Origin of the sequence: Crenobacter cavernae (assembly GCF_003355495.1) — a bacterium.
In the GTDB taxonomy this organism is placed as follows: Bacteria; Pseudomonadota; Gammaproteobacteria; order Burkholderiales; family Chromobacteriaceae; genus Crenobacter; species Crenobacter cavernae.
The window spans coordinates 463602-488697 of sequence record NZ_CP031337.1 but is presented as its reverse complement, the minus strand read 5'-3'; the positions used below and the strand labels follow the sequence as shown (position 1 = coordinate 488697).

General features: G+C 64.1%; 21 protein-coding genes, 2 tRNA genes and 3 rRNA genes. 19 read left to right on the top strand and 7 right to left on the bottom strand.

The window, feature by feature from the left end:
- The first annotated feature begins 333 nt into the window (after positions 1–333).
- The 5 genes from DWG20_RS02295 to rrf all read left to right on the top strand — a co-directional run bounded on the left by DWG20_RS02295 (position 334) and on the right by rrf (position 5498).
- A 16S ribosomal RNA gene (locus DWG20_RS02295) occupies positions 334–1871 on the top strand.
- Between the two features lie 63 nt (positions 1872–1934).
- Positions 1935–2011: transfer RNA gene (locus DWG20_RS02290), tRNA-Ile, on the top strand.
- A 9-nt stretch (positions 2012–2020) separates the two neighbouring features.
- Positions 2021–2096 (top strand) — tRNA-Ala (locus tag DWG20_RS02285).
- A 263-nt stretch (positions 2097–2359) separates the two neighbouring features.
- Positions 2360–5262: ribosomal RNA gene (locus tag DWG20_RS02280) — 23S ribosomal RNA — on the top strand.
- 123 nt (positions 5263–5385) lie between these two features.
- Positions 5386–5498 (top strand): 5S ribosomal RNA (rrf, locus tag DWG20_RS02275).
- Together the 16S, 23S and 5S rRNA genes with 2 tRNA genes alongside form the textbook arrangement of a ribosomal RNA operon.
- Positions 5499–5741: 243 nt before the next feature.
- Here the strand turns inward: rrf and DWG20_RS02270 are convergent.
- The gene (locus tag DWG20_RS02270) at positions 5742–6038 is read right to left on the bottom strand and encodes a Fe(II)-2OG oxygenase family protein (RefSeq protein ID WP_220271997.1); all 297 of its coding nucleotides are present in this window, start codon (positions 6036–6038) and stop codon (positions 5742–5744) included.
- A 240-nt stretch (positions 6039–6278) separates the two neighbouring features.
- On the opposite strand from DWG20_RS02270, the gene DWG20_RS02265 reads away from it, so the two are divergent.
- From DWG20_RS02265 to DWG20_RS02220, 10 genes are all read left to right on the top strand, one after another.
- Entirely contained in the window at positions 6279–6812 is a 534-nt protein-coding gene (locus DWG20_RS02265) for an RNA pyrophosphohydrolase (RefSeq protein ID WP_115432233.1), read from the top strand.
- A gap of 4 nt (positions 6813–6816) precedes the next feature.
- Positions 6817–7431, top strand: a complete 615-nt coding sequence (locus tag DWG20_RS02260) for a DUF2238 domain-containing protein (protein WP_115432232.1) — start codon at positions 6817–6819, stop codon at positions 7429–7431.
- Positions 7432–7441: 10 nt separating this feature from the next.
- Entirely contained in the window at positions 7442–9406 is a 1965-nt protein-coding gene (parE, locus tag DWG20_RS02255; RefSeq protein WP_115432231.1) for a DNA topoisomerase IV subunit B, read from the top strand.
- Between the two features lie 207 nt (positions 9407–9613).
- Entirely contained in the window at positions 9614–10681 is a 1068-nt protein-coding gene (gene hemE, locus DWG20_RS02250) for a uroporphyrinogen decarboxylase (protein WP_115432230.1), read from the top strand.
- Positions 10682–11026: 345 nt separating this feature from the next.
- Positions 11027–13198, top strand: a complete 2172-nt coding sequence (locus tag DWG20_RS02245) for a primosomal protein N' (RefSeq protein ID WP_115432229.1) — start codon at positions 11027–11029, stop codon at positions 13196–13198.
- A gap of 28 nt (positions 13199–13226) precedes the next feature.
- On the top strand, positions 13227–14573 hold the full coding sequence (gene dacB, locus DWG20_RS02240; protein ID WP_115432228.1) for a D-alanyl-D-alanine carboxypeptidase/D-alanyl-D-alanine endopeptidase: 1347 nt from the start codon (positions 13227–13229) through the stop codon (positions 14571–14573).
- 96 nt (positions 14574–14669) lie between these two features.
- Positions 14670–14927 carry a glutaredoxin 3 gene (grxC, locus tag DWG20_RS02235; protein WP_115432227.1) on the top strand — a complete coding sequence of 86 codons (258 nt, stop codon included), beginning with the start codon at positions 14670–14672 and terminating at the stop codon, positions 14925–14927.
- Between the two features lie 101 nt (positions 14928–15028).
- Complete coding sequence (gene secB, locus DWG20_RS02230) at positions 15029–15475, top strand: protein-export chaperone SecB (RefSeq protein WP_115432226.1); 447 nt, start codon at positions 15029–15031, stop codon at positions 15473–15475.
- Between the two features lie 3 nt (positions 15476–15478).
- Entirely contained in the window at positions 15479–15922 is a 444-nt protein-coding gene (locus DWG20_RS02225) for an SH3 domain-containing protein (RefSeq protein ID WP_115432225.1), read from the top strand.
- Position 15923: 1 nt separating this feature from the next.
- Positions 15924–16928, top strand: coding sequence for an NAD(P)H-dependent glycerol-3-phosphate dehydrogenase (locus DWG20_RS02220; RefSeq protein WP_115432224.1), 1005 nt, complete (start codon positions 15924–15926; stop codon positions 16926–16928).
- Positions 16929–16990: 62 nt separating this feature from the next.
- Here DWG20_RS02220 and DWG20_RS02215 read toward each other — a convergent pair whose 3' ends face one another.
- The 6 genes from DWG20_RS02215 to aroQ all read right to left on the bottom strand — a co-directional run bounded on the left by DWG20_RS02215 (position 16991) and on the right by aroQ (position 22009).
- A complete protein-coding gene (locus DWG20_RS02215) occupies positions 16991–17530 on the bottom strand; it encodes a thioredoxin domain-containing protein (RefSeq protein WP_115432223.1) in 540 nt (179 codons plus the stop codon).
- Positions 17531–17638: 108 nt separating this feature from the next.
- Positions 17639–18736 (bottom strand): DUF3426 domain-containing protein, encoded by a 1098-nt coding sequence (locus DWG20_RS02210; protein WP_115432222.1) that lies wholly within the window; start codon positions 18734–18736, stop codon positions 17639–17641.
- The gene (gene prmA / locus DWG20_RS02205; protein WP_115432221.1) at positions 18733–19629 is read right to left on the bottom strand and encodes a 50S ribosomal protein L11 methyltransferase; all 897 of its coding nucleotides are present in this window, start codon (positions 19627–19629) and stop codon (positions 18733–18735) included. Before prmA ends, DWG20_RS02210 begins: the two co-directional genes overlap by 4 nt.
- A complete protein-coding gene (accC, locus tag DWG20_RS02200; protein ID WP_115432220.1) occupies positions 19629–20987 on the bottom strand; it encodes an acetyl-CoA carboxylase biotin carboxylase subunit in 1359 nt (452 codons plus the stop codon). The genes prmA and accC overlap by 1 nt, the downstream gene beginning before the upstream one ends.
- A gap of 88 nt (positions 20988–21075) precedes the next feature.
- Positions 21076–21528, bottom strand: a complete 453-nt coding sequence (gene accB / locus DWG20_RS02195) for an acetyl-CoA carboxylase biotin carboxyl carrier protein (protein WP_115432219.1) — start codon at positions 21526–21528, stop codon at positions 21076–21078.
- Positions 21529–21559: 31 nt separating this feature from the next.
- Complete coding sequence (aroQ, locus tag DWG20_RS02190; protein ID WP_115432218.1) at positions 21560–22009, bottom strand: type II 3-dehydroquinate dehydratase; 450 nt, start codon at positions 22007–22009, stop codon at positions 21560–21562.
- Between the two features lie 276 nt (positions 22010–22285).
- Here aroQ and queA point away from each other — a divergent pair, with 276 nt between their 5' ends.
- The 4 genes from queA to DWG20_RS02170 are packed head-to-tail and all read left to right on the top strand — an operon-like array spanning position 22286 to position 25096.
- Entirely contained in the window at positions 22286–23329 is a 1044-nt protein-coding gene (gene queA, locus DWG20_RS02185; RefSeq protein ID WP_115432217.1) for a tRNA preQ1(34) S-adenosylmethionine ribosyltransferase-isomerase QueA, read from the top strand.
- On the top strand, positions 23317–23688 hold the full coding sequence (locus DWG20_RS02180; protein ID WP_115432216.1) for a gamma-butyrobetaine hydroxylase family protein: 372 nt from the start codon (positions 23317–23319) through the stop codon (positions 23686–23688). Before queA ends, DWG20_RS02180 begins: the two co-directional genes overlap by 13 nt.
- A 3-nt stretch (positions 23689–23691) precedes the next feature.
- Positions 23692–24429, top strand: coding sequence for a bifunctional demethylmenaquinone methyltransferase/2-methoxy-6-polyprenyl-1,4-benzoquinol methylase UbiE (ubiE, locus tag DWG20_RS02175; protein ID WP_115432215.1), 738 nt, complete (start codon positions 23692–23694; stop codon positions 24427–24429).
- Positions 24430–24463: 34 nt separating this feature from the next.
- On the top strand, positions 24464–25096 hold the full coding sequence (locus DWG20_RS02170; RefSeq protein ID WP_115432214.1) for a LysE family translocator: 633 nt from the start codon (positions 24464–24466) through the stop codon (positions 25094–25096).

The following is a 25096-nucleotide window of genomic DNA, read 5'->3' as shown; positions in this document are numbered from 1 at the left end:
AATAAGGTTGGCCGAGGTGTGTTGGTGGGAGCGATTAATTACCCTATATGGGTAATATGTTTTAAAACAACGTATTACTGTCTATGTTTTTAAGAACTGCCAGGAAATTGAAGTTTTTCCGTTTCCGGGTGTTGACGGTCTGGGCGGGGCTGGGTATAGTTCGCCTCCTCTGCTGCAGACGCAACCAACGAAGCGAAAGCGGCGCCGCTCTTTAAGAACATGAACAACCGATAGGTGTGAGTTTCTGGCCGAGGCGAGAAACTGGCACCAGCAAGACAAGCGATCTTCGGATCGCAAGCCTTGCGGACCAGAAAGTACGATAAGCTTAGGTTTGAACTGAAGAGTTTGATCCTGGCTCAGATTGAACGCTGGCGGCATGCTTTACACATGCAAGTCGAACGGTAGCAGGTCCTTCGGGATGCTGACGAGTGGCGAACGGGTGAGTAATGCGTCGGAACGTACCGAGTAATGGGGGATAACGCTTCGAAAGGAGTGCTAATACCGCATACGCCCTGAGGGGGAAAGTGGGGGACCGGCAACGGCCTCACGTTATTCGAGCGGCCGACGTCTGATTAGCTAGTTGGTGGGGTAAGAGCCCACCAAGGCGACGATCAGTAGCGGGTCTGAGAGGATGATCCGCCACACTGGGACTGAGACACGGCCCAGACTCCTACGGGAGGCAGCAGTGGGGAATTTTGGACAATGGGCGCAAGCCTGATCCAGCCATGCCGCGTGTCTGAAGAAGGCCTTCGGGTTGTAAAGGACTTTTGTCGGGGAGGAAATCCGCACACCTAATACGTGTGTGGGATGACAGTACCTGAAGAATAAGCACCGGCTAACTACGTGCCAGCAGCCGCGGTAATACGTAGGGTGCAAGCGTTAATCGGAATTACTGGGCGTAAAGCGTGCGCAGGCGGTTGTGTAAGTCTGATGTGAAAGCCCCGGGCTCAACCTGGGAACGGCATTGGAGACTGCACGGCTAGAGTGCGTCAGAGGGGGGTGGAATTCCGCGTGTAGCAGTGAAATGCGTAGAGATGCGGAGGAACACCGATGGCGAAGGCAGCCCCCTGGGATGACACTGACGCTCATGCACGAAAGCGTGGGGAGCAAACAGGATTAGATACCCTGGTAGTCCACGCCCTAAACGATGTCGACTAGTTGTTGGGGGTTGAAATCCCTGGTAACGCAGCTAACGCGTGAAGTCGACCGCCTGGGGAGTACGGCCGCAAGGTTAAAACTCAAAGGAATTGACGGGGGCCCGCACAAGCGGTGGATGATGTGGATTAATTCGATGCAACGCGAAGAACCTTACCTAGCCTTGACATGCTCGGAACCCTGCTGAAAGGTGGGGGTGCCCGCAAGGGAGCCGGGACACAGGTGCTGCATGGCTGTCGTCAGCTCGTGTCGTGAGATGTTGGGTTAAGTCCCGCAACGAGCGCAACCCTTGTCGTTAATTGCCATCATTCAGTTGGGCACTTTAACGAGACTGCCGGTGACAAACCGGAGGAAGGTGGGGATGACGTCAAGTCCTCATGGCCCTTATGGCTAGGGCTTCACACGTCATACAATGGTCGGTACAGAGGGTCGCCAAGCCGCGAGGTGGAGCCAATCTCATAAAGCCGATCGTAGTCCGGATTGCAGGCTGCAACTCGCCTGCATGAAGTCGGAATCGCTAGTAATCGCAGGTCAGCATACTGCGGTGAATACGTTCCCGGGCCTTGTACACACCGCCCGTCACACCATGGGAGTGGGGGATACCAGAAGTGGGTAGGCTAACCTTCGGGAGGCCGCTTACCACGGTATGCTTCATGACTGGGGTGAAGTCGTAACAAGGTAGCCGTAGGGGAACCTGCGGCTGGATCACCTCCTTTCTAGAGATAGCTGAGGCCAGGAATTCACAACCTATCGGTTGTTCTTAAAGATGCGTAGCAACTGGGTTTGTAGCTCAGCTGGTTAGAGCACCGTGTTGATAACGCGGGGGTCGTTGGTTCGAGTCCAACCAGACCCACCAGTTCTAGTTGGGGGCATAGCTCAGTTGGGAGAGCACCTGCTTTGCAAGCAGGGGGTCGTCGGTTCGATCCCGTCTGCCTCCACCATCATTCCGCAAACGAAAGCGCATGGCCAGAGGATTCTGGTTGGCGTGAGCTTTCGTTTGCGTGATTAACGCATCGATCTTTAACAAACTGTAAGCCGAAATCAATCAAAGCGGCGCGACAAACGGCGTGGTTAATTCCTTGCCGGATGAAGTGCCAACTTGGGTAGATGATTGTATCAACGGCGTGTTCTTTGAAAAGGGGAGCATGCCGCGTCGCAAACACAACCGATTAGTTCAGAAATCGTAAGGTGTCTGAAATGATAGGGTCAAGCGACTAAGTGCATCTGGTGGATGCCTTGGCGATCACAGGCGATGAAGGACGTGTAAGCCTGCGAAAAGCGCGGGGGAGCTGGCAATAGAGCTATGATCCCGCGATATCCGAATGGGGAAACCCGGCTCGAAAGAGTCACCGCTGCCTGAACACATAGGGCAGAGGGAGCGAACCCGGCGAACTGAAACATCTAAGTAGCCGGAGGAAAAGAAATCAACCGAGATTCCGTTAGTAGTGGCGAGCGAATGCGGAACAGCCAGTACGTGATAAGTAGAGTGTTAGGAGAAGGCCCTGGAAAGAGCCGCCATAGTGGGTGATAGCCCCGTATCCGAAAACAGTTTACTGGTACTAAGCGTACGAGAAGTAGGGCGGGACACGCGAAATCCTGTCTGAAGATGGGGGGACCATCCTCCAAGGCTAAATACTCGTGATCGACCGATAGTGAACCAGTACCGTGAGGGAAAGGCGAAAAGAACCCCGGGAGGGGAGTGAAATAGATCCTGAAACCGGATGCATACAAACAGTGGGAGCCCTTGAAAAATGGGGTGACTGCGTACCTTTTGTATAATGGGTCAGCGACTTACGTTCAGTAGCAAGCTTAACCGAATAGGGGAGGCGTAGGGAAACCGAGTCCGAATAGGGCGATTCAGTTGCTGGGCGTAGACCCGAAACCGAGTGATCTATCCATGGCCAGGATGAAGGTGCGGTAACACGCACTGGAGGTCCGAACCCACTAATGTTGCAAAATTAGGGGATGAGCTGTGGATAGGGGTGAAAGGCTAAACAAACTCGGAGATAGCTGGTTCTCCCCGAAAACTATTTAGGTAGTGCCTCATGTATCACTTCCGGGGGTAAAGCACTGTTATGGCTAGGGGGTCATTGCGACTTACCAAACCATGGCAAACTAAGAATACCGGAAAGTGCGAGCATGGGAGACAGACGGTGGGTGCTAACGTCCATCGTCAAGAGGGAAACAACCCAGACCGCCAGCTAAGGTCCCAAATGATCAGTTAAGTGGTAAACGAGGTGGGAAGGCCTAGACAGCTAGGATGTTGGCTTAGAAGCAGCCATCATTTAAAGAAAGCGTAATAGCTCACTAGTCGAGTCGTCCTGCGCGGAAGATGTAACGGGGCTCAAACTGATAACCGAAGCTGCGGATCTAGACGTCGTCAGTGTCGTCTAGATGGTAGGGGAGCGTTCTGTAGGCCTGTGAAGGTGGCTTGTAAAGGCTGCTGGAGGTATCAGAAGTGCGAATGCTGACATGAGTAGCGATAAAGCGGGTGAAAAGCCCGCTCGCCGAAAGCCCAAGGTTTCCTACGCAACGTTCATCGGCGTAGGGTGAGTCGGCCCCTAAGGCGAGGCTGAAAAGCGTAGTCGATGGGAAACGGGTTAAAATTCCCGTACTTTCGTATAGTGCGATGTGGGGACGGAGAAGGTTAGGTCAGCGGCCTGTTGGAATAGGTCGTTCAAGCCGGTAGGCTGGAGAGGTAGGCAAATCCGCCTCTCCTTAAGGCCGAGACGTGATAACGAGGGTCTACGGACCTGAAGTGACTGATACCACGCTTCCAGGAAAAGCCACTAAGCTTCAGCTATACGAGAACCGTACCGCAAACCGACACAGGTGGGCAGGATGAGAATTCTAAGGCGCTTGAGAGAACTCAGGAGAAGGAACTCGGCAAATTGATACCGTAACTTCGGGAGAAGGTATGCCCCTGTAGCGTGTAGTGACTTGCTCACGAAGCGCGAAGGGGTCGCAGAGAATCGGTGGCTGCGACTGTTTATTAAAAACACAGCACTGTGCCAACACGAAAGTGGACGTATACGGTGTGACGCCTGCCCGGTGCTGGAAGGTTAAGTGAAGGGGTGCAAGCTCTGGATCGAAGCCCCAGTAAACGGCGGCCGTAACTATAACGGTCCTAAGGTAGCGAAATTCCTTGTCGGGTAAGTTCCGACCCGCACGAATGGCGTAACGATGGCCACACTGTCTCCTCCTGAGACTCAGCGAAGTTGAAGTGTTTGTGAAGATGCAATCTACCCGCTGCTAGACGGAAAGACCCCGTGAACCTTTACTGTAGCTTTGCATTGGACTTTGAACAGACTTGTGTAGGATAGGTGGGAGGCTATGAAGCGCAGACGCCAGTTTGCGTGGAGCCATCCTTGAAATACCACCCTGGTGTGTTTGAGGTTCTAACCTTGGTCCGTGATCCGGATCGGGGACAGTGCATGGTAGGCAGTTTGACTGGGGCGGTCTCCTCCCAAAGTGTAACGGAGGAGTTCGAAGGTTACCTAGGTACGGTCGGAAATCGTGCTGATAGTGCAATGGCATAAGGTAGCTTAACTGCGAGACCGACAAGTCGAGCAGGTGCGAAAGCAGGACATAGTGATCCGGTGGTTCTGTATGGAAGGGCCATCGCTCAACGGATAAAAGGTACTCCGGGGATAACAGGCTGATTCCGCCCAAGAGTTCACATCGACGGCGGAGTTTGGCACCTCGATGTCGGCTCATCACATCCTGGGGCTGTAGCCGGTCCCAAGGGTATGGCTGTTCGCCATTTAAAGTGGTACGTGAGCTGGGTTTAAAACGTCGTGAGACAGTTTGGTCCCTATCTGCAGTGGGCGTTGGAAGTTTGACGGGGGCTGCTCCTAGTACGAGAGGACCGGAGTGGACGAACCTCTGGTGTACCGGTTGTCACGCCAGTGGCATCGCCGGGTAGCTAAGTTCGGAAGAGATAACCGCTGAAAGCATCTAAGCGGGAAACTCGCCTGAAGATGAGACTTCCCTGGAGGCTTGACCTCCCTGAAGAGTCGTTCGAGACCAGGACGTTGATAGGTCGGGTGTGGAAGCGCTGTGAGGCGTGAAGCTAACCGATACTAATTGCTCGTGAGGCTTGATCCTATCATTTGAGACACTTTAAGAGTGTTGTGACTGCGACGAGAGACGATCGTCACCCAAGAATTTGATTGAACCGTGACCCCTCGGGGGCACGCTTCGGCTTACTAAGTTTGTTGACAGTTTATGTCTGGCGGCCATAGCGAGGTGGTCCCACCCCTTCCCATCCCGAACAGGACCGTGAAACGCCTCAGCGCCGATGATAGTGCAGATACCTGTGTGAAAGTAGGTCACCGCCAGACGCCCCTTACGCAACCCCCGTGCCCCTGGCACGGGGGTTTGCTGCGTTACGGCGCGCCCCCGCGTCGCTGCCGCGCCCGGCTCGGCCAAGCTGGCGGCTGCCGACGCCCCTCTCCCGCGGCCTAGCCCGTGTTCTCCGCTCTGCTCCTGGAGCCGCGGTTCCGATTCCGGCGCTATCTGAATGGTCTCGGCCAATTGTTTCGCAATAAAAAACCGGCCCCGCAGGGCCGGTGATCACAGCGAAATCAATCCTGATCAAGCCGCCGCTTGCTCCTCGCCGCCGGCTTGCTCGCCTCGCCATCGCGCGCGAGCTGATGACATGCGCGGGAGGTCTGGCCGTCGATGCCGACCGCGACGTCGCCGGCCAGCGTGACGCGGTACATCACGCGGTGTGCGTCGCCGTAGTCGTTGATCGTCAGGAGGTGCTTCACGAAGTGACCGAGCAGCAGGTGGCGTTCGCCGGTTACGGGGTGGATGCGTACCACCGGGTGTTTGGTCGACGCGAACACTTCCTTATAACGGCGTAGCGCTTCATCGGACACCAGGGGGCCGGCATTTTCCGCCGGGACGCTATTCGGGTTCTGCTATGCCATGGGCAAGTGCCCGTGCCACTTTGGTTTTGCCCGTAAATTTGTTATGGAGCCCCGATTTCTGGCGTTTTCGGTGCAATGCCGTATGCAGTCTGCGCGCTTCGGGCCCGCCACGGCAAAACTTGGCCGAGGGTGCAGCAAGGGGCGAAATATGCCAGAATCGGGGCAATTGATAGATTGAATAGGTTGTCTATGCTCGACCGGGACGGCTACCGCCCCAACGTTGGAATCATTCTCACCAACGCCCACAACGAGGTGTTCTGGGGGAAGCGGGTGCGCGAGCATTCGTGGCAGTTTCCACAAGGAGGCATCAAACCCGGCGAGAGCCCCGAAGCGGCGATGTATCGCGAGCTGCTGGAAGAAGTGGGCCTCTTGCCGCATCACGTGAAAATCCTCGGCCGCACCCGCGACTGGCTGCGCTACGACGTGCCGACGCACTGGGTGCGCCGCGAATGGCGCGGCAGCTACAAGGGCCAGAAGCAGATCTGGTTCCTGTTGCGCCTCGTCGGCCGCGATTCCGACGTCTGCCTGCGCGCCACGCACCACCCCGAGTTCGATGCCTGGCGCTGGAACGACTACTGGGCGCCGATCGACGCGGTGATCGAGTTCAAGCGCGACGTGTACGAACGTTCGCTGACCGAACTCGCGCGCTTCCTCAAGGGTGTCGAAAGCCACGGCGACTACCTCGGCCGACTTCCCGACCCGCACCGCCCAAGCAAGGACTAGCCCCATGACCGTCGCGCGCCCATGGTTGCCGTTCGGTCTGGTCGCGCTATTCGGCGCATGGTCTTTCGTCGCGCCGGCCGATAGGGGCACCTGGTGGCTCGAGTCGCTGCCGGCGCTGATCGGTCTGCCGCTGGTGCTCTGGCTGTGGCCGCGCTTCCCGTGGACGCCGCTGGCGGTGACGCTGATGGCGCTGCACGCGGCGGTGCTCCTGATGGGCGCGCGCTATACCTACGCCGAAACGCCGTTCGGTTACTGGATGCAGGACGTGCTCGGCACCGAACGCAATCCCTATGACCGGCTCGGCCACTTGATGCAGGGCTTCGCGCCGGCGCTGCTGGCGCGCGAGGTGCTGAGCCGGCGGCTGAAGCTCCGCGGTGCGTGGCTCACCTTCCTGGTGACCTGTTTCTGCCTGGCCTTGTCGTCGTCCTATGAATTGATCGAGTGGCTGGTCGCGGTGGCGCTCGGCCAGGGCGCCGACGCCTTCCTCGGCACGCAGGGCGACCCGTGGGACACTCAATGGGACATGTTCACCTGCTTCATCGGCGCCGTCCTGTCGTTGACCTTGCTCGGTCGCTGGCACAACCAACAACTCGCGCGCCTCACCGGGCGCGCTTTCTGATTTTTCCGCGATGACTCAATCCTACGACGAATCCTCGGTCCGGGTGCTCAAGGGCCTGGAGCCGGTCAAGGAACGCCCGGGCATGTATACCCGGACCACCGACCCGACGCACATCTGCCAGGAAGTGATCGACAACGCCGCCGACGAGGCGCTCGGCGGCTACGCGAAGAAGATCGCCGTCACCGTCCACCTCGACGGTTCGCTGTCGGTCGAGGACGACGGCCGCGGCATCCCGGTCGGCCTGCACCCGACCGAGAACGTGCCGGTGGTCGAACTGGTGTTCACCCGCCTGCACGCCGGCGGCAAGTTCAATAAGAAGGACGGCGGCGCCTACGCGTTCTCCGGCGGCCTGCACGGCGTCGGCGTGTCGGTGACCAACGCGCTGTCGACGCGGCTCGAGGTCGAGGTCAAGCGCGACGGCGGCGTCTACAAGCTGGCGTTCTCCGGCGGCGACGTGATCGAACCGTTGACGCGCGTCGGCGACTGCGGCGCGCGCACCAGCGGCACCCGCGTGCGCGTGTGGCCGGACGGTAAGTACTTCGAGAGCCCGCGCTACTCGATGCCCGAACTCGAACGCCTGCTGCGCGCCAAGGCGGTGCTCTTGCCCGGCGTCGCGGTGACGCTTGTGGTGGAAAAACCGGGCGGTTTGGAAGAAAAGGTCTGGCACTACCCTGACGGACTGAAGAGCTATCTGGAAGAACTGTTCGGCGGCGAAGAGCCGGTCGCGCCGGCGTTCGCTGGTGAAGCGTACATTGGCCCCGAGCACGACAGCTTCGCGCCGGGCGAGGGTGCGTCTTGGGCGCTGGCGTGGTTCGAGGACGGCGCAGGCGGCGAGAGCTACGTCAACCTGATCCCGACGCCGGCCGGCGGCACGCACGAGGCGGGCATCCGCGCCGGCGTGTTCGACGCGGTGAAGAGCTTCATCGACCATCACAACCTGCTGCCGCGCGGCGTGAAGGTGCAGGCAGAGGACGTGTGGAGCCGCGTGCGCTTCGTGCTGTCGACGCGCGTGCTCGACCCGCAGTTCCAGGGGCAGACCAAGGAGAAGCTCACCAGCCGCGACGCGCTGAAACTGGTGTCGAGCGTCAGCCGCGACCCGGTCGAATTGTGGCTGAACCAGCACGTCGAGGCCGGCAAAAGAATCGCCGAACTGGCGATCCGCCAGGCGCAGAGCCGTTTGAAGTCGGTCAAGAAGGTCGAAAAGAAGAAGGGCTCGGGCGTCGCCGTGCTGCCGGGCAAGCTGACCGACTGCGAGAGCGAGGACATCGCCCGCAACGAGCTGTTCTTGGTCGAGGGCGACTCGGCCGGCGGCTCGGCCAAGCTCGCGCGCGACAAGGAATACCAGGCGATCCTGCCCTTGCGCGGCAAGGTGCTCAACAGCTGGGAAACCGACCGCGGCCAGCTGTTCTCGAACACCGAGATCCACGACATCGCGGTCGCGATCGGCGTCGACCCGCACGGGCCGCACGACAGCCCCGACCTGTCCGGCCTGCGCTACGGCAAGATCTCGATTCTGTCCGACGCCGACGTCGACGGCTCGCACATTCAGGTACTGTTGCTGACGCTGTTCTTCAAGCATTTCCCGAAGCTGATCGACGCCGGCCACATCTACATCGCGCAGCCGCCGCTGTTCCGCGTCGACGTGCCCGGCCAGGGCAAGAGCCGCCCGCCGAAGAAGCTGTACGCGCTCGACGAGGGCGAGCTCGAAGCCATCCTCGACCGCCTGCGCGCCGAAGGCGTGCGCGAAAACGCGTGGAGCCTCAGTCGCTTCAAGGGCCTCGGCGAGATGAACCCCGAGCAGTTGAAGGACACCACCATGCACCCGGACACGCGCCGGCTGACGCAGGTGCGCGTGCGCAGCGGTGCGCTCGATTCGACGCGCGACACCTTCGTGATGCTGATGGGCAAGGGCGAGGCCGCCAGCCGCAGAAGCTGGATGGAAGCGCGCGGCAACGAGGTCGAGGCCGACATCTGAGCGACGCCTGAAGGCAGGGAGAAAGACGCGGCGTGCCGCGTCTTTCTTATTCGGGAGGGGCTCGGCCAACGTCGTAGGTCTGTGAAGGTTGGCCGAGCCTGCCCGACATCGCGCGGGACGGGGAGGACGCGACGATACGTAGGCCACTCATGGTTGGCTCGTGCCGTCGGGTATAATCGCCGCATCCCCCTCATACCGGCCGCGATCATGACCGAACTGAAGAACGACACCTTCCTGCGCGCGTTGCTCAAGCAGCCCGTCGACTACACCCCGATCTGGATGATGCGCCAGGCCGGCCGCTACCTGCCCGAGTACCGCGCCACGCGCGCGCGCGCCGGCAGCTTCATGGGCCTGTGTACCAGCCCGGATTACGCGACCGAAGTGACGTTGCAGCCGCTGGAGCGCTTCGAGCTCGACGCGGCGATCCTGTTCTCCGACATCCTGACCATCCCCGACGCGATGGGGCTCGGCCTCTACTTCGCCGACGGCGAGGGGCCGAAGTTCGAGCGTCCGTTGCGCGACGAAGCGGCGATCAAGGCGCTGGCGGTGCCGCACATCGAGGACAAGCTGCAATACGTGATCGACGCGGTGTCGTCGATCCGCAAGGCGCTCGACGGCCGCGTGCCGCTGATCGGCTTCTCCGGCAGCCCGTTCACGCTGGCCTGCTACATGATCGAGGGCGGCGGTTCGGCCGACTTCCGCCATGTGAAGGCGATGCTGTACTCGCGTCCCGACCTGTTGCATCGCATCCTCGAGATCAACGCGCTGGCGGTGACCGAATACCTGAACGCGCAGATCGAGGCCGGCGCGCAGGCGGTGCAGATCTTCGACACCTGGGGCGGCGCGCTGACGCACGCGGCCTACCGGGAATTCTCGCTGCAGTACATGCAGAAGATCGTCGCCGGCCTCAAGCGTGAGAACGAAGGGCGCAAGGTGCCGGTGATCGTGTTCACCAAGGGCGGCGGCCAGTGGCTGGAAGCCATCGCCGCGATCGGTGCCGACGCCGTGGGTCTGGACTGGACCACCGACATCGGTGCGGCGCGCGCACGCGTCGGCGACAAGGTCGCGCTGCAGGGCAACCTCGACCCGAACGCGCTGTTCGCCGAACCGGCTGCGATCGAGCGTGAAGTCGCGCGCATCCTGGCCAGCTACGGCCAGGGCAGCGGCCACGTGTTCAACCTCGGTCACGGTATCTCGCAGTTCGTGAACCCGGACCACGCCGGCGTGCTGGTCGATGCGGTGCATCGCCTGTCGCGCGATTACCACGTGGCATAAACGCCACCGCCCAACGCAAAGGCAAGCCGGACCGGCTTGCCTTTTTTGCTAGCCGAGAGTCGGGGTTGACAGCGGGGAGGCGGATTGATCTCGAAGTTATGCACAGGCGGGTAGGCCGCTCGCCTGCCTTGTCAAGCCCCGCCGCGCCGGTTTTTTGTTTTGCTGTAAACCATTGAAAAATAAGGGGGGTTAATAATTGATTAATTTTTGTGCAATCCAGCGGGAACCGCATCTGGCGCGGCTTCTTGATCTCGGCTGAGCGCTTGTCCACAAAGTTATCCACACCTTCTGTGAACAGCTGCCGCCAAGCCTTGCCCGACGGGCCTTTGCCGCGAGGGACGTCCGATGCCGAGTGAGTATCGGGTCGAGGTCGCGCTCGACGTGCCCTTGCCGGCGACCTTCACCTACCTCGCCGCCGCGGCTTTGCCGGTAGGCGCGCGCGTCGCCGTGCCGTTCGGCACGCGCCGGCTCGCCGGCATCGTGACCGGGCCGGGCGACGAATCCGCGGATACGACCAAGCTCAAGGCGGTCGACGCGGCGTTCTGCGATTTGCCGCCGCTGCCGGCCTCTTGGCTCGAACTGGTGAGCTTCACCGCCGCTTATTACCACGCGCCGATCGGCCAGGTCGCCGCGACCGCGCTGCCGACCGCCTTGCGCGGCGCCGCACCGGTACGATTGAACGATACGCGGCCGTGGCGGCTGTCGGACAAGGGGAGCTTGGCCGAGCCGCCGGCCGCACGCGCAAAGGCGCAGCGCGCGTTGTGGCAGGCTCTGTCGTGCGGCGTGCTTAGCAAAGACGCTGCGCGCGCGATCGCCGCGCAGGCGGGCAAATTGTTGGCCGGCTGGGACGCCGCCGGCTGGCTGGAACGCGTCGACACCTGCTGGCGCGACGCGCCGGTCGCGGAAGGCCCAGCGCTCACCGCCGCACAGTCGGCCGCGTTGGCTGAACTCAGGGGGACAGACGGCTTCGCCGCCTGGCTGTTGTTCGGCGTCACCGGCAGCGGCAAGACTGAGGTCTACCTGCGCTTGATCGCAGACACGTTGGCCGAGGGGCGCCAGGCGCTGGTGTTGATCCCCGAGATCAACCTGACGCCGCAGTTGCTGTCGCGCTTCGCCGCGCGCTTTCCTTCGACGCCGATCGCCGCGCTGCACAGCGGGCTGTCGGACGGCGAGCGGCTGAATGCGTGGGTCGATGCGTGGCAGGGCCGCGCCGGCATCGTGATCGGCACGCGGCTTTCGGTGTTCACGCCGCTGCCGCGCTTGGGCCTGGTCATCGTCGACGAGGAGCACGACGCGTCTTTCAAGCAGCAGGACGGCGTGCGCTACCACGCGCGCGACCTCGCGGTGTGGCGTGCCCACCAGGCCGGCGTGCCGGTGGTGCTCGGCAGCGCGACGCCCAGCCTCGAGACCTTGTACAGGGTCGAGACCGGCCGCTATCGCCAGATTTTGCTTGCCGAGCGCGCGCACGCCACTGCGAGCCTGCCCGCGGTGCGCATCCTCGACGTGCGCCGGCAAAGGTTGGCCGAGGGGCTGTCGGAGATGGCCGTGGACACGTTGAAGGCCGCGAAGCGGCGCGGCGAGCTGAGCCTGGTGTTCATCAACCGGCGCGGCTTCTCGCCGGTGCTGTCGTGCGGCGACTGCGGCTGGACCTCGGGCTGCCGCCATTGCCACGCGAAGATGGTGCTGCATCTGTCTGAGCGGCGGCTGCGCTGCCACCACTGCGGCGCGTTCGAGCCGGTACCACACGCGTGCCCGAGCTGCGGCAACGTCGACCTCAAGCCGGTCGGCCACGGCACGCAGCGCATCGAGGACGCGCTCGCGCGCATGGTGCCCGACGCGCGCGTGCTGCGCATCGACCGCGACTCGACCAGCCGCAAGGCCGCGTGGGATGAGATCTACCGCAAGGTGCACAACGGCGAGGTCGACATCCTGGTCGGCACGCAGATGCTGGCCAAGGGCCACGACTTCCCGGCGCTGTCGCGCGTGATCGTCGTCAACGCCGACGCCGGCCTCTACTCGGCCGACTACCGCGCGACCGAGCGGCTGTTCTCGGTGCTGACACAGGTCGCCGGCCGCGCCGGCCGCGCCGACGCGCCGGGCGAGGTGCTGGTGCAGACGCAGTGGCCCGACCACCCGCTGTTCGCCGCGCTCGTCGCGCACGACACGCTCGGCTACGCGAAGACCTTGTTGGCCGAGCGCGGTACTGCCGCCTTGCCGCCGATCACGCACCAGGCGATCCTGCGCGCCGACGCGCCCGACATCCGCGACGCCAGCGCCTTTCTCGAGTCGGTGCGCGACACGCTCGCGCCGCCCAAGGGCGTGACGGTGCTCGGCCCGGTGCCGGCGCTGATGGCGCGGCTGGCCGGCCGCGAGCGCGCGCAGCTGATCGTCGAATCGCCGCAACGCGCGCCGCTGCACGCCTTTCTCGACGCGTGGCGGCCCGATATCGACGCGGCAGCACGCCGAGCGGGCCGCAGCCTGCGCTGGTCGCTCGACGTCGACCCGCAGGACCTGTAGGCAACCCGCAGCACCGATAAGGACCATCATGAAACAGGGGATCGTAAGACTCCTTCTGCTGCTCGCCGCACTGCCGGCGCACGCCGCCAAGCTTGCGGCCGACGACTACGCGCTATGGCTCGCGCCGGTAGACGGCGGTGCGCCCATCGTAGAACACCGTGCCGACGCCGCGATGAGCCCGGCGTCTACGATGAAGCTCTTGACCAGCTGGGCGGCCTTGCAGACGCTCGGCCCCAACTACCGCTGGCAGACGCGTTTCGTCAGCAGTGCGCCTGTCGTCGACGGTATCTTGAAAGGCGACCTGGTCTGGGTCGGCGGCGGCGAGCCGCGCTTTCGCGCCGACGACCTCGTCGCGATGCTGCGCGAACTGAGGCGTCGCGGCGTGCGCAAGATCGCCGGCAATCTGGTGCTCGACGGCTCGGTGTTCAGCCGCGTCCCTTCGGCCGACGACTTCGACGGCGACGCCGAGCACGTGTTCACGATCCCGCCCGATGCGCACCTGACCAACCTGAAAGTCGCCTGGTTGCAGTTCTTCAACGACGGTGCCGGCATGCGTGCCGCGCTCGAGCCGGCGCTGCCGGGCGTCGTGCTCGATGCGCGCCTCGCCGACGGCGGAGACGGCGAGTGCGGCGACGTGCGAAGTCGCGTCGCTGTCCGCCACGACGACAGCCGCGTCGAAGTGTCGGGTAAATTGCCGCGCGCTTGCGACGGCGCGCAAACCTTCCTGAATCTCTTGTCGCCGGCCGACTTTGCCGGACAAAGCTTCGCCGCGCTGTGGCGTGAACTCGGCGGTGCCGGGCCTCGGCGTGTGGTCGCCGGCACGGCGCCGGCGGGAGCCCGGGTGCTCGCCAGCCACGAGTCGGAGCCACTCTTCTCGGTGCTGGCGGACGTCAACAAATACAGCAACAACACGATGGCGCGCACCGTCTATTTGACGCTGGGCCGCGGGCCGGGCGACACGCCGGCCAACGCCGAGCGCGCGGTCCGGCAAAGGTTGGCCGAGGCCGGCGTGTCGGACGAGGCGCTGGTGCTGGAGAACGGCTCGGGCCTGTCGCGCCACGAGCGCTTCAGCGCCAGGCTGCTGGGCGAAGTGCTGTGCAACGGCGCGCGCGGGCCGTGGTACCCAGAACTGGCGGCCAGCCTGCCGATCGCCGGCGAGGACGGCACGCTGAAGAAACGACTGAAGGACTGGGGGCCGCGGCTGCGGCTGAAGACCGGCACGCTCTCCAAGGTGCGCGCGCTGGCCGGCTACTATCAGGCTCTCGACGGGCGGCGCTACGCGCTGGTCGCCTTTGTCAACGGCACGAGTGTTGCCGAGACGAACGGCGCGATCGACGACCTGATCGGCGACGCGCTCGCGCGGCTACCGCGTTAAACCGTCCATCGAACCCGGCTCTTTGAATCGGCCCGGTTGAATCCGGCCGGCTCCGGCCCGATATACTGCTACATCGAATTGCAAAATAGGTTCCGGATGAAACCCGTCAAGATGTACACCACGCTGGTCTGCCCCTACTGCCAGATGGCCAAGCGCCTCTTGGCGCAGAAGGGGGTGACCGAGATCGAGGAGGTCCGCGTCGACCTCGACCCGGAAGTCCGCCAGGCCATGATGGCGCTGACCGGCCGGCGCACCGTGCCGCAGATCTTCATCGGCGACACGCACGTCGGCGGCTTCGACGACCTGTCGGCGCTGAACCACGCCGGCAAACTCGACCCGCTGCTCGCCGACTGAGCGGCCGGGCTCTTTCTAGCCGGGCGTCGCTGTGCGATGATGCCCGTCATATTTCTAACGACGCCCCGCGTTCGGCGGGGGTTTTTTTGCGAGACAGAAGCATGAGCGATCAACAAGAAGTGCAGCCGGTATTCTCCATCGAGAAAATCTACGTGAAAGACCTGTCGCTCGAGATCCCGCACGCGCCGCAGATCTTCCTCGAGCAGGGCACGCCGGACATCGACATGCAGCTGTCGTCCGAAGGCAAGCCGATCGATGAGGGCTTTGTCGAGGTCACGCTGACCGTGACCGTGACCGCCAAGCTCGAGGACGGCAAGACGATGTTCCTCGCCGAAGTCGCGCAGGCCGGCATCTTCCAGATCCGCAACGTGCCGGAAGAGGACGTCGAGCCGATCATCGGCGTCGCCTGCCCGAACATCCTGTTCCCGTACGCGCGCGAGACCGTGTCGAGCCTGGTGAACCGCGCCGGCTTCCCGCCGGTGCTGCTCGCGCCGATCAACTTCGAAGCGCTGTACCTGCAGCAGCGCGCCGAAACCGCCCAGGCCTAAGCCATGCGTCCGCTTGTCGTCGCGCTCGCGCTGGCGGCGGGGCTTACGAGCCTCTGCGCGCAGGCGCTCGAATTCCGTTCGGTCAAGGAGACCGGGGTGGCGCTCTACGAAGCGCCGGCGCTGAATGCGAATAAGCTCTTTCTCGTCAGCCGCTACTACCCGGTCGAAGTGTTGTCTGCGCAGAAGGAATGGGCGCGCGTACGCGACGCGACCGGCGGTATCGCGTGGATCCCGGCCTCCGCGCTGTCGAACCAGCGCTGGCTGCTCGTCACCGCCGAGCGCGCCGAGGTGCGCGCGGGCGCGTCGGATTCCGCCGCGCTGCGCTTTGCCGTGCCGCGCGACGGCGTGCTCGAGCTCACCGAGCCGCCGAAAGCCGGCTGGGTGAAGGTGCGCCACCGCGACGGCAGCGAAGGCTACGCCCGCATCGCCGACCTGTGGGGGCTGTGAGATGAGGATCGCCGTACTGGGGGCTGGCGCCTGGGGCACGGCGCTCGCCATCGCCTACGCGGCCGATCACGAGGTCACGCTGTGGGCGAGGAGCGCCCAGCAGGTCGCCGACATGGCGCGGGACTGCGAGAACGCGCGCTACCTGCCGGGTGTGCTGCTGCCGGCGTCGCTGTCGATGACGGCGGACCTGTCCTTGGCGGTGGCCGACGCCGAGCTGCTGCTGGTGGTGACGCCGATCGCCGGCCTGAGGCCGACGCTGAAGGCGCTCGCCGCGCTCGGCCAACCCTTGCCGCCGCTGTTGTGGGCGTGCAAGGGCTTCGAGGCCGGCTCCAGCCTGCTGCCGCACCAGGTGGTCGCCGAGGAACTGCCCGACCTGCCGGCGTGCGGCGCGCTGTCCGGCCCGAGCTTCGCGCAGGAAGTCGCGCAGGGCCTGCCCAGCGCGGTCACGCTGGCGTCGGAAGACGCCGACTTCGCGCGCCGCACCGCGCTCGCGCTCAACAGCACCCGACTGCGCCTGTACGCCAACGACGACCTCGTCGGCGTCGAGGTCGGCGGCGCGGTGAAGAACGTGATGGCGATCGCCACCGGCGTCGCCGACGGCCTCGGCTTCGGCATGAACGCGCGCGCGGCGCTGATCACGCGCGGCTTGGCCGAGATCAGCCGGCTGGCGGTCGCGCTCGGCGGCAGTTCGCAGACGATGATGGGGCTGGCCGGTACCGGCGATCTGATCCTGACCTGCACCGGCGCGCTGTCGCGCAACCGCCAGGTCGGCCTGAAGTTGGCCGAGGGCAAGTCGCTGCCGGTGATTCTGGAAGAACTCGGCCACGTCGCCGAGGGCGTGCCGACCGCGCGCGAGGTGCTGACGATGGCCGAAAGGCTCGAGGTCGACATGCCGATCACCGCCGCGGTGTGCGACCTGCTCTACCACGGCGCGAGCCCGCAGAAGGTCGTCGAGGACCTGATGGGCCGCGCGCCGAAGTCCGAGGCCGGCGAACGCCTCGCCTGACGCTGGATTGATCGAACGAGAAACGGGCGGCCTATCGGCAGCCCGTTTTGTTTTTGGGATAGCTATTCGGCGGGCAGCGCGGGGAACAGATTGCTCATCGCGACCTCGACCGCCAGCCAGTCGAAGCCGTCGCGCGTATCGGCCAACCTCTCCGCATAGACGACGCGGTCTTTGCCGTCGCCGACGATCAGCGCCGGCGCGGTGAAGCCCGCCAGAGGGTAGTCGGAGATCATCACGCCGTACTGGCGGTGGAAGTCGCGTCCGCGCAGCGTCGACAGCAGCGTGACGCCGGGCAGGCCGTGCTCCCGGCGCGCGCGCCGCAGCGCGAAAGGCGAGTCGACGGTGACGACGATCCTGGCGAGGCTAGGCCAACGTTCTAAGTGGCGCAGCGTTTCCTGCAGCAGCTTCAGCCCGCCGTGCGCGTCTTCGTCGAGCGATAGCAGCGTGACCACGACCTTGGCCTGGCCGAGGAAGCGCTCGAGCGAGACGTCGTTCAGCGTCTCGTCGACCAGCATGAAGCTCGGCATCCAATCGCCCGTGTGCGGAAAGTCGCCGTCGACGCGCAGCTTGTCGTCGCCCTGTTGCAAGCGAAAGCCATCCATTTGCCGCCCCTTTTCGATGATCGTGTTTCTCATCGTGGCCGAGCGCGTCGGAAAAACAAGAAAAAACCGCAGCTGGGCTGCGGTTTTGTCATGGAGTGAGCGACGGGTTCAAGGATAGAACCAGAAGATGCTATAGCCGAGCGGTTTGAGCTTGCCGGTGTCGAGCCGCATCGTGATCTTGACTTCGCTGTTGCCGGCGAGGTGGCCTTGCTTGAAGTCGTCCGGCTTCAGGTAGTCCGACGCGGCGAAGCTGCGCCTGACCAGCACCTGATCGTCGTTGTCCTTCAGCGTCAGCTCCATCGCCGGGAAGGCCTGGGGGTAGCGGGCATGGTTCTTCAGCGTCGCCGACACCTGGATCAGGTTGGCGTGCTCGGGGACGAAGGCCAGTTCCGACCATTCGGTGCGGATGTATTCGGCGTCGCCCGGCCACGGCACGTCGCAGCCGATGCGGCTGCACGCGGCCTCGAGCGCCGGGCGCAGCTCCGGAACCTCGGCGGCGATGCGTGTGCGGTTGAAGTAGACGAGCTGCGCCAACAGCGCGATCAGGCCGAGGATGCCGAGCAGCGTGAAGATCAGCGTCAAGAGCACGCCGCGGTCGAGGCCCTTGTTGTCTTCCTTGTCGTCTTCGGCCGTCTGGGCCTCGTCGCGAGCGGGCAGCGCGGCGGCCATCGCTTCTTCAGCGATCGGTGCTTCCGGAGTCGCTGCAGCAGTCAGGTCTTCGATCGGCGCTTCGGACGCCGTCTGCGGCGGGGGCTCGGCTTCGACGCGCGCCGACACCGGCTCGCGCCGGTTGGAGAGCGCGTCTTTCAGCGCCTGTTCGAACACGCCGACATCGTCGTCGGGAGACGGACGCGGGTCGGTGGAGGGGACTTCGGCAGCCGCTTCCGGTTCGGCCGCGGGGGCGGCCTCGAACTCCGGCTCGGGGCTTTCGATCTCCGCCTGCTCTGCGGGCGCCTTCTCGTCGATCGGACTCCTGCCGATGGGGTCGAAATCGGGCAGCTCGAGTTCGAAGTCGTCGGACGCGCGCGGCGGCGGGGGCGGCGGAGCGAGCTCGGTCGGCGGCTCGGTCTGCGCCTCGAGCGCTTCGCGTGCGTTGAACACGTGCGCGCAGCGCCCGCAACGGACCAGCCCTTCGGCGATGGCCAATTGCGCATCGGTCACCTTGAAGCGGGTCTGGCAGCTGGGGCACTGGGTAGCGTAGCTCATACGGTCGCGCGTCGGGTTCCTGTGAGTCGGGTCCAGCCTTCGTCGAAGACCGGCGGATCCATGTCGAACCACGCCGAGTAGATGCCGGACAGCTCGGCGGCCTGGTCGGCGAGGATGCCGGACAGCACGATTTTACCACCGGTCTTTACGTGGCCGGCCAACAGTTCGCCGAGCAGGCGCAAGGGGTTGGCGAGGATGTTGGCGAGCACGACGTCGGTCTGGATCGCCGGTGCGTCGCCAGGCAGGAAGAACTCGGCGACGACGCCGTTCTGCGCGGCGTTGTCCCGGCTGGACGTGACCGCCTGTGCGTCGATGTCGACGCCGACGGCGCTCGCCGCGCCGAGCTTCAGCGCGGCGATCGCGAGGATGCCCGAGCCGCAGCCGTAGTCGAACACCGTCTCGCCGCCCTGGATGTGCGCGTCGAGCCACTGCAGGCACAGGCGCGTGGTCGGGTGGCTGCCGGTGCCGAACGCGAGGCCGGGGTCGAGCTGCAGGTTGATCGCCTGCGGGTTCGGCGTCTCGTGCCAGGTCGGCGTGATCCATAGACGGTCGGAGATGCGGATCGGGTCGAACTGGCTTTGCGTCAGCCGCACCCAGTCCTGCTCCTCGATCTTCTCGACCGTATAGCCCGGCGTCGCGGTGCCGGTGGCGAGCGCGGCCAGTCCGATCAGCGCGGCGACGTCGGCATCTTCGGCGAATAGCGCGAGGATGCGGCTCTTCTGCCACAGCTTGTCGACCGGCTCGCCCGGCTCGCCGAAGATCGGCTCTTCCTGCTCGGTGCCGGCCCACGCATCCTCGATGGCGGCCGACAGCGCGCCGGCCTCCATCAGCGCATCGGCGAGCGCCTCGGCGATACGGCTGTCGGCGTCGATACTGGCCTGTTGCCAAGCCATCACGCTTCTCCCTTCTTCATCTGCGACAGGCGCTCTTCCAGGTAGTGGATGGTGGTGCCACCCTTCTGGAAAGACGCGTCCATGAACAGTTCCTGGTGCAGCGGGATATTGGTCTTGATGCCGGTGATCGCCATCTCGGACAGCGCGACGCGCATGCGCGCCATCGCCTGCTCGCGGGTGTCGCCGTAGGAGATCAGCTTGCCGATCATCGAATCGTAGTGCGGCGGGACCGTGTAGCCCTGGTAGATGTGCGAATCGATGCGGATGCCCGGGCCGCCGGCCGGGTGGTAGCTCTCGATCTTGCCCGGACTCGGCACGAAGGTGAACGGGTCCTCGGCGTTGATCCGGCACTCCATCGAGTGGCCGCGCAGCACCACGTCGTCCTGGGTATAGCGCAACTTCTCGCCGGCGGCGATGCGGATCTGTTCCTGAACGATGTCGATGCCGGTGATCATCTCGGTCACCGGGTGTTCGACCTGCACGCGCGTGTTCATTTCGATGAAGTAGAACTCGCCGTTCTCGAACAGGAATTCGAAGGTGCCGGCGCCGCGGTAGCCGATGCGGCGGCACGCGTCGGCGCACGATTCGCCGATCTTCTTGCGCTGCGCGTCGGTGATGCCGGGCGCGGGCGCTTCCTCGATGATCTTCTGGTGGCGGCGCTGCATCGAGCAGTCGCGCTCGCCGAGGTAGATCGCGTTGCCGTATTCGTCGGCCAGCACCTGGATCTCGATGTGACGCGGATGTTCGAGGAACTTCTCCATGTACACGGTCGGGTTGCCGAACGCCGCGGCCGCCTCGGTGCGCGTCATGTTGACCGAGTTGATCAGCGCCGCCTCGGTGTGGACGACGCGCATGCCGCGACCGCCGCCGCCGCCGGCGGCCTTGATGATGACCGGGAAGCCGATCTTCTTGGCGATCTTGACGATCTGCGCCGGGTCGTCCGGCAGCGCGCCTTCCGAACCGGGCACGCAAGGCACCTTGGCCGCGATCATCGCGTTCTTGGCGGCGACCTTGTCGCCCATCTCGCGGATGGTGTCACCGCGCGGGCCGATGAAGACGAAGCCGGACTGCTCGACGCGGTCGGCGAAGTCGGCGTTTTCCGACAGGAAGCCGTAGCCCGGGTGGATCGCCTGCGCGTCGGTGACCTCGGCGGCGGCGATGATCGCCGGCACGTGCAGATAACTTCTCAGCGACTGCGCCGGACCGATGCACACCGACTCGTCGGCGAGCTTCACATATTTGGCGTCGCGGTCGGCTTCAGAATGCACGACCACGGTCTTGATGCCCATTTCGCGGCAGGCGCGCTGGATACGCAGCGCGATTTCGCCGCGGTTGGCGATGAGGATTTTTTCAAACACAGCTTTGCTCCGGAAGGCGTACGGCAAAAGGGTGAGGGCAAGGTGGGCTGTGCCCGGGCCTTACGCCTCACCCTTCGGCCTCACGGCATCATTCGATAACGAACAGCGGCTCGCCGAATTCGACTGGCTGACCGTCTTCGACCAGCACGGCTTTCACCACGCCCGAGTGCTCGGCGGTGATCTCATTCATCAGCTTCATCGCTTCGATGATGCACAGCGTATCGCCGACCGACACGCTCTGGCCGACTTCGACGAAGGCCTTCGCGCCCGGGCTCGGGCTGAGGTAGAAGGTGCCGACCATCGGCGACTTCAGTGCGTTCTTGGTGTCGAGCGCCGGCGCGGCGGCTTCGACTGGGGCGGCCGGAGCGGCGGCCGGAGCTTGCGGCAGTTGGTAGGCGGCGGGCTGCGGAATGTAGCTGACCTGGGCGGCGGCGGACACGCGGGTGATGCGGACTTTCTCTTCGCCTTCGGTGACCTCGAGTTCGGCGATGCCGGATTCTTCGACGAGGTCGATCAGTTTCTTCAGTTTACGCAGATCCATGGTTGTCCTTTGAAAAGGTCTCTGTTCTTGTTCAGGCCTTGGCGGCCAGTACACGCAACGCATGCGCGAGCGCCAGCTCGTAGCCGTGGGCGCCCAGGCCGCAGATCACGCCGAGCGCCACGTCGGAAAAGTACGAGTGGTGGCGGAACGGTTCGCGTGCGTGCACGTTGGATAGATGAACTTCGATAAAGGGAAGCTTCACGCCGGACAGTGCGTCGCGCACGGCGACGCTGGTGTGGGTGAAGGCGGCCGGATTGATGATCACGAATTCGGTGCCGTCGTTCATCGCGGCGTGAATCCGGTCGATCAGCACGTGCTCGGCGTTGCTTTGCAGCGCGTCGAGCACGAAACCGGCGGCGCTGGCCTGTTTTTCCAGGCGCCGGTTGATGTCATCCAGCGTGTCTTTCCCGTAGTGCTGCGGTTCGCGAACGCCGAGAAGATTCAGGTTCGGGCCGTGCAGCACCAAGATTTTCCGGGTCATAAACGGCTTGCCGGTCGTTAATATGGGCGCGAGTTTGCCGTAAATGCCTGCAAGATGTCTAGCGTTTGCCGAAATTAAAACGGCCGTTGCTTATGATCGGGGAGGGGCGGATCGGGGATTTCGAGCGAATGCACTAGCATGCACGCCCTGTGCCGTAGCTGGCAAGCGTCATCGTGCAGGGGCGTCGCCGTAGCGCGGTGAGCCCGCTGAAGTCGCCGCGCGCCCGCTGCCTAAGCCACAAGGTATAATAGGCCGATTCCGCATCAAGATTCCGCCATGCAGCTCTCCGATTTCGACTACCTCCTGCCCGAAAACCTGATCGCGCAGCACCCGCCGGCCGAGCGCGGCGCGAGCCGCCTCTTGCTCGTCGACGGCGCGCAGCGCACCGACAGCACCTTCGCCTCCTTCGTCGATCAGACCCGCGCCGGCGACGTGCTGGTGTTCAACGATACGCGCGTGATCAAGGCGCGGCTGTTCGGCGAGAAGGCGTCGGGCGGCAAGGTCGAGGCGCTCGTCGAGCGCGTGCTCGACGCGCATACCGTGCTCGCACACGTCAGGGCCAGCAAGTCGCCCAAACCGGGCGGGCTGATCACCTTCGCCGGCCGCTGGCAGGCCGAGATGGTCGAGCGCGACGGCGAGCTGTTCAAGCTGCGTTTCCTTGCACAAGACAATGTGTTCGACATCCTCGAGGCGTCGGGCAGGCTGCCGCTGCCACCCTATATCGAGCGCGACACCGACCTCGACGACGATGCGCGCTACCAGACCGTCTACGCGCGAGAGCAGGGCGCGGTCGCCGCGCCGACCGCCGGCCTGCACTTCACCGACGAGACGTTGGCCGAGCTTCGCGCAAAAGGCGTGACGCTCGCCTACGTGACCTTGCATGTCGGCGCCGGCACCTTCCAGCCGGTGCGTGTAGAGAACATCGCCGAGCACAAGATGCACAGCGAGATTTATGAGATCCCGCAGGCGACCGTCGACGCGATCGCCGAAGCGAAGGCTAAAGGCGGTCGCGTGATGGCTATAGGCACCACCAGCATGCGCGCGCTCGAGTCGGCGGCGCAGCAGGGCGAGCTGAAGGCCGGCCGAGGCGAGACCGACATCTTCATCACGCCGGGTTACCGCTTCCGCGTGGTCGACCGCCTGCTGACCAACTTCCACCTGCCGAAGTCGACGCTGTTGATGCTGGTATCGGCGTTCGCCGGCTACGACAATATCCGCGCGGCCTATCAGCATGCCGTGAAACACGAATACCGCTTCTTCAGCTACGGCGACGCGATGCTGCTCGAGCGCGAACAAGGAGACGCCCGATGTCCGGACTGAAACCTGATAGCCCGGTGCCGACCGAGATCCAGCTGCATTCGCAGTCGAAGATCCTCGAGATCGCCTTCGAGGACGGCGCGCGCTTCGAACTGTCGTGCGAATACCTGCGCGTGTATTCGCCGTCGGCCGAGGTGCGCGGCCACGGCGTCGGCCAGGAGGTGCTGCAGGTCGGCAAGCGCGGCGTGAACATCACCGCGATCGAACCGGTCGGCCACTACGCGGTCAAGCTGGTGTTCACCGACGGCCACGATTCCGGCCTCTACAGCTGGAGCTACCTATACGAGCTGGGCGCCAAGCGCGAACAGTACTGGCAGGATTATCTGAACCGCCTGGCCGCGGCCGGCGCAGCGAGGGATTGACGCATGAGCGATCAACAGACCCATTTCGGCTTCAAGAACGTCGCCGAATCGGAAAAGGCGCAGAAGGTCGCCGAGGTGTTCCACTCGGTCGCGCAGAAGTACGACGTGATGAACGACCTGATGTCGGGCGGCATGCACCGCGTGTGGAAGCACTTCACGCTGAACACCGCCGGCGTGAAGCCGGGCGACAAGGTGCTCGACATCGCCGGCGGCACCGGCGACCTGTCGCGAGGCTGGGCCCGCCGCGCCGGCAAGACCGGCGAAGTGTGGCTGACCGACATCAACAGCTCGATGCTGACCGTCGGCCGCGACCGCTTGCTCGACGAGGGGCTCGTGCTGCCGGTGTCGCTCGCCGACGCCGAGAAGCTGCCATTCCCGGACAACTACTTCAACCTGGTGTCGGTCGCCTTCGGCTTGCGCAACATGACGCACAAGGACGCGGCGCTCAAGGAGATGTACCGCGTGCTCAAGCCGGGCGGCAAGCTCTTGGTGCTCGAATTCTCCAAGGTGTGGAAGCCGCTGTCGCCGTTCTACGACCTGTATTCGTTCAAGGCGCTGCCGATCATGGGCAAGCTGGTCGCGAATGATGCGGAAAGCTACCAGTACCTGGCCGAATCGATCCGCATGCACCCGGACCAGGAGACGCTCAAAGCCATGATGCAGGACGCCGGCTTCGGCAAGGTCGACTACCACAATCTGTCTGCCGGCGTGGTCGCGCTGCACAAGGGCTACAAGTTCTAAGACCTCAAGTTCACAGTCAGCAAGGGGAAGTGCGATGGACGGTATCCAGCATTTCGGCGCCTTTGTCGCCGCCAGCGTGATGCTCAACCTGATTCCGGGGCCGGACACGCTGTTCATCCTCGGGCAGAGCGTCAGCCGCGGCCGCCGCGCCGGCCTGCTGTCGGCGCTCGGCATCGGCGCGGGCGCGCTGTCGCACACCTTCCTCGCCACGGCCGGGCTGTCGGCGGTGCTCGCGACCTCGGCGCTGGCGTTCGAGGTCGTCAAGATCGTCGGCGCGCTGTACCTCGTGTGGCTCGGTATCCAGAGTCTCCGGGCCGGGCGCTCAAGGTTGGCCGAGCCCGGCCTGGCGCCCGTTCTGTCCGGCGTCGCGCTGTTCCGCCAGGCCTGGCTGACCAACCTGTTGAACCCCAAGGTCGCGCTGTTCTTTCTCGCCTTCCTGCCGCAGTTCGTCGCGCCGGGCGCCGGTGGGCTGCCCTTCCTGCTGCTCGGCCTGACTTTCGTCGCGACCGGCACGCTGTGGTGCCTGGTGATCGCGCTGGCCGCGTCGAAGTTCGGCGCCTGGCTGCGCGGCAGCGGCGGGGTAGGCGCTTGGCTCGACCGCGCCTGCGGCGCGCTCTTTATCGGCCTTGGCGCCCAACTGCTGCTGTCGCGCTCGAGCGCGGCCTAA

Excerpts from the sequence above, each read along its gene's own strand:
- DWG20_RS02265 (WP_115432233.1), top strand. The coding sequence starts at position 6,279 with ATGCTCGACCGGGACGGCTACCGCCCCAACGTTGGAATCATTCTCACC.
- DWG20_RS02260 (WP_115432232.1), top strand. The coding sequence starts at position 6,817 with ATGACCGTCGCGCGCCCATGGTTGCCGTTCGGTCTGGTCGCGCTATTC.
- parE (WP_115432231.1), top strand. The coding sequence starts at position 7,442 with ATGACTCAATCCTACGACGAATCCTCGGTCCGGGTGCTCAAGGGCCTG.
- hemE (WP_115432230.1), top strand. The coding sequence starts at position 9,614 with ATGACCGAACTGAAGAACGACACCTTCCTGCGCGCGTTGCTCAAGCAG.
- DWG20_RS02245 (WP_115432229.1), top strand. The coding sequence starts at position 11,027 with ATGCCGAGTGAGTATCGGGTCGAGGTCGCGCTCGACGTGCCCTTGCCG.
- dacB (WP_115432228.1), top strand. The coding sequence starts at position 13,227 with ATGAAACAGGGGATCGTAAGACTCCTTCTGCTGCTCGCCGCACTGCCG.
- grxC (WP_115432227.1), top strand. The coding sequence starts at position 14,670 with ATGAAACCCGTCAAGATGTACACCACGCTGGTCTGCCCCTACTGCCAG.
- secB (WP_115432226.1), top strand. The coding sequence starts at position 15,029 with ATGAGCGATCAACAAGAAGTGCAGCCGGTATTCTCCATCGAGAAAATC.
- DWG20_RS02225 (WP_115432225.1), top strand. The coding sequence starts at position 15,479 with ATGCGTCCGCTTGTCGTCGCGCTCGCGCTGGCGGCGGGGCTTACGAGC.
- DWG20_RS02220 (WP_115432224.1), top strand. The coding sequence starts at position 15,924 with ATGAGGATCGCCGTACTGGGGGCTGGCGCCTGGGGCACGGCGCTCGCC.
- DWG20_RS02215 (WP_115432223.1), bottom strand. The coding sequence starts at position 17,530 with ATGGATGGCTTTCGCTTGCAACAGGGCGACGACAAGCTGCGCGTCGAC.
- DWG20_RS02210 (WP_115432222.1), bottom strand. The coding sequence starts at position 18,736 with ATGAGCTACGCTACCCAGTGCCCCAGCTGCCAGACCCGCTTCAAGGTG.
- prmA (WP_115432221.1), bottom strand. The coding sequence starts at position 19,629 with ATGGCTTGGCAACAGGCCAGTATCGACGCCGACAGCCGTATCGCCGAG.
- accB (WP_115432219.1), bottom strand. The coding sequence starts at position 21,528 with ATGGATCTGCGTAAACTGAAGAAACTGATCGACCTCGTCGAAGAATCC.
- aroQ (WP_115432218.1), bottom strand. The coding sequence starts at position 22,009 with ATGACCCGGAAAATCTTGGTGCTGCACGGCCCGAACCTGAATCTTCTC.
- queA (WP_115432217.1), top strand. The coding sequence starts at position 22,286 with ATGCAGCTCTCCGATTTCGACTACCTCCTGCCCGAAAACCTGATCGCG.
- DWG20_RS02180 (WP_115432216.1), top strand. The coding sequence starts at position 23,317 with ATGTCCGGACTGAAACCTGATAGCCCGGTGCCGACCGAGATCCAGCTG.
- ubiE (WP_115432215.1), top strand. The coding sequence starts at position 23,692 with ATGAGCGATCAACAGACCCATTTCGGCTTCAAGAACGTCGCCGAATCG.
- DWG20_RS02170 (WP_115432214.1), top strand. The coding sequence starts at position 24,464 with ATGGACGGTATCCAGCATTTCGGCGCCTTTGTCGCCGCCAGCGTGATG.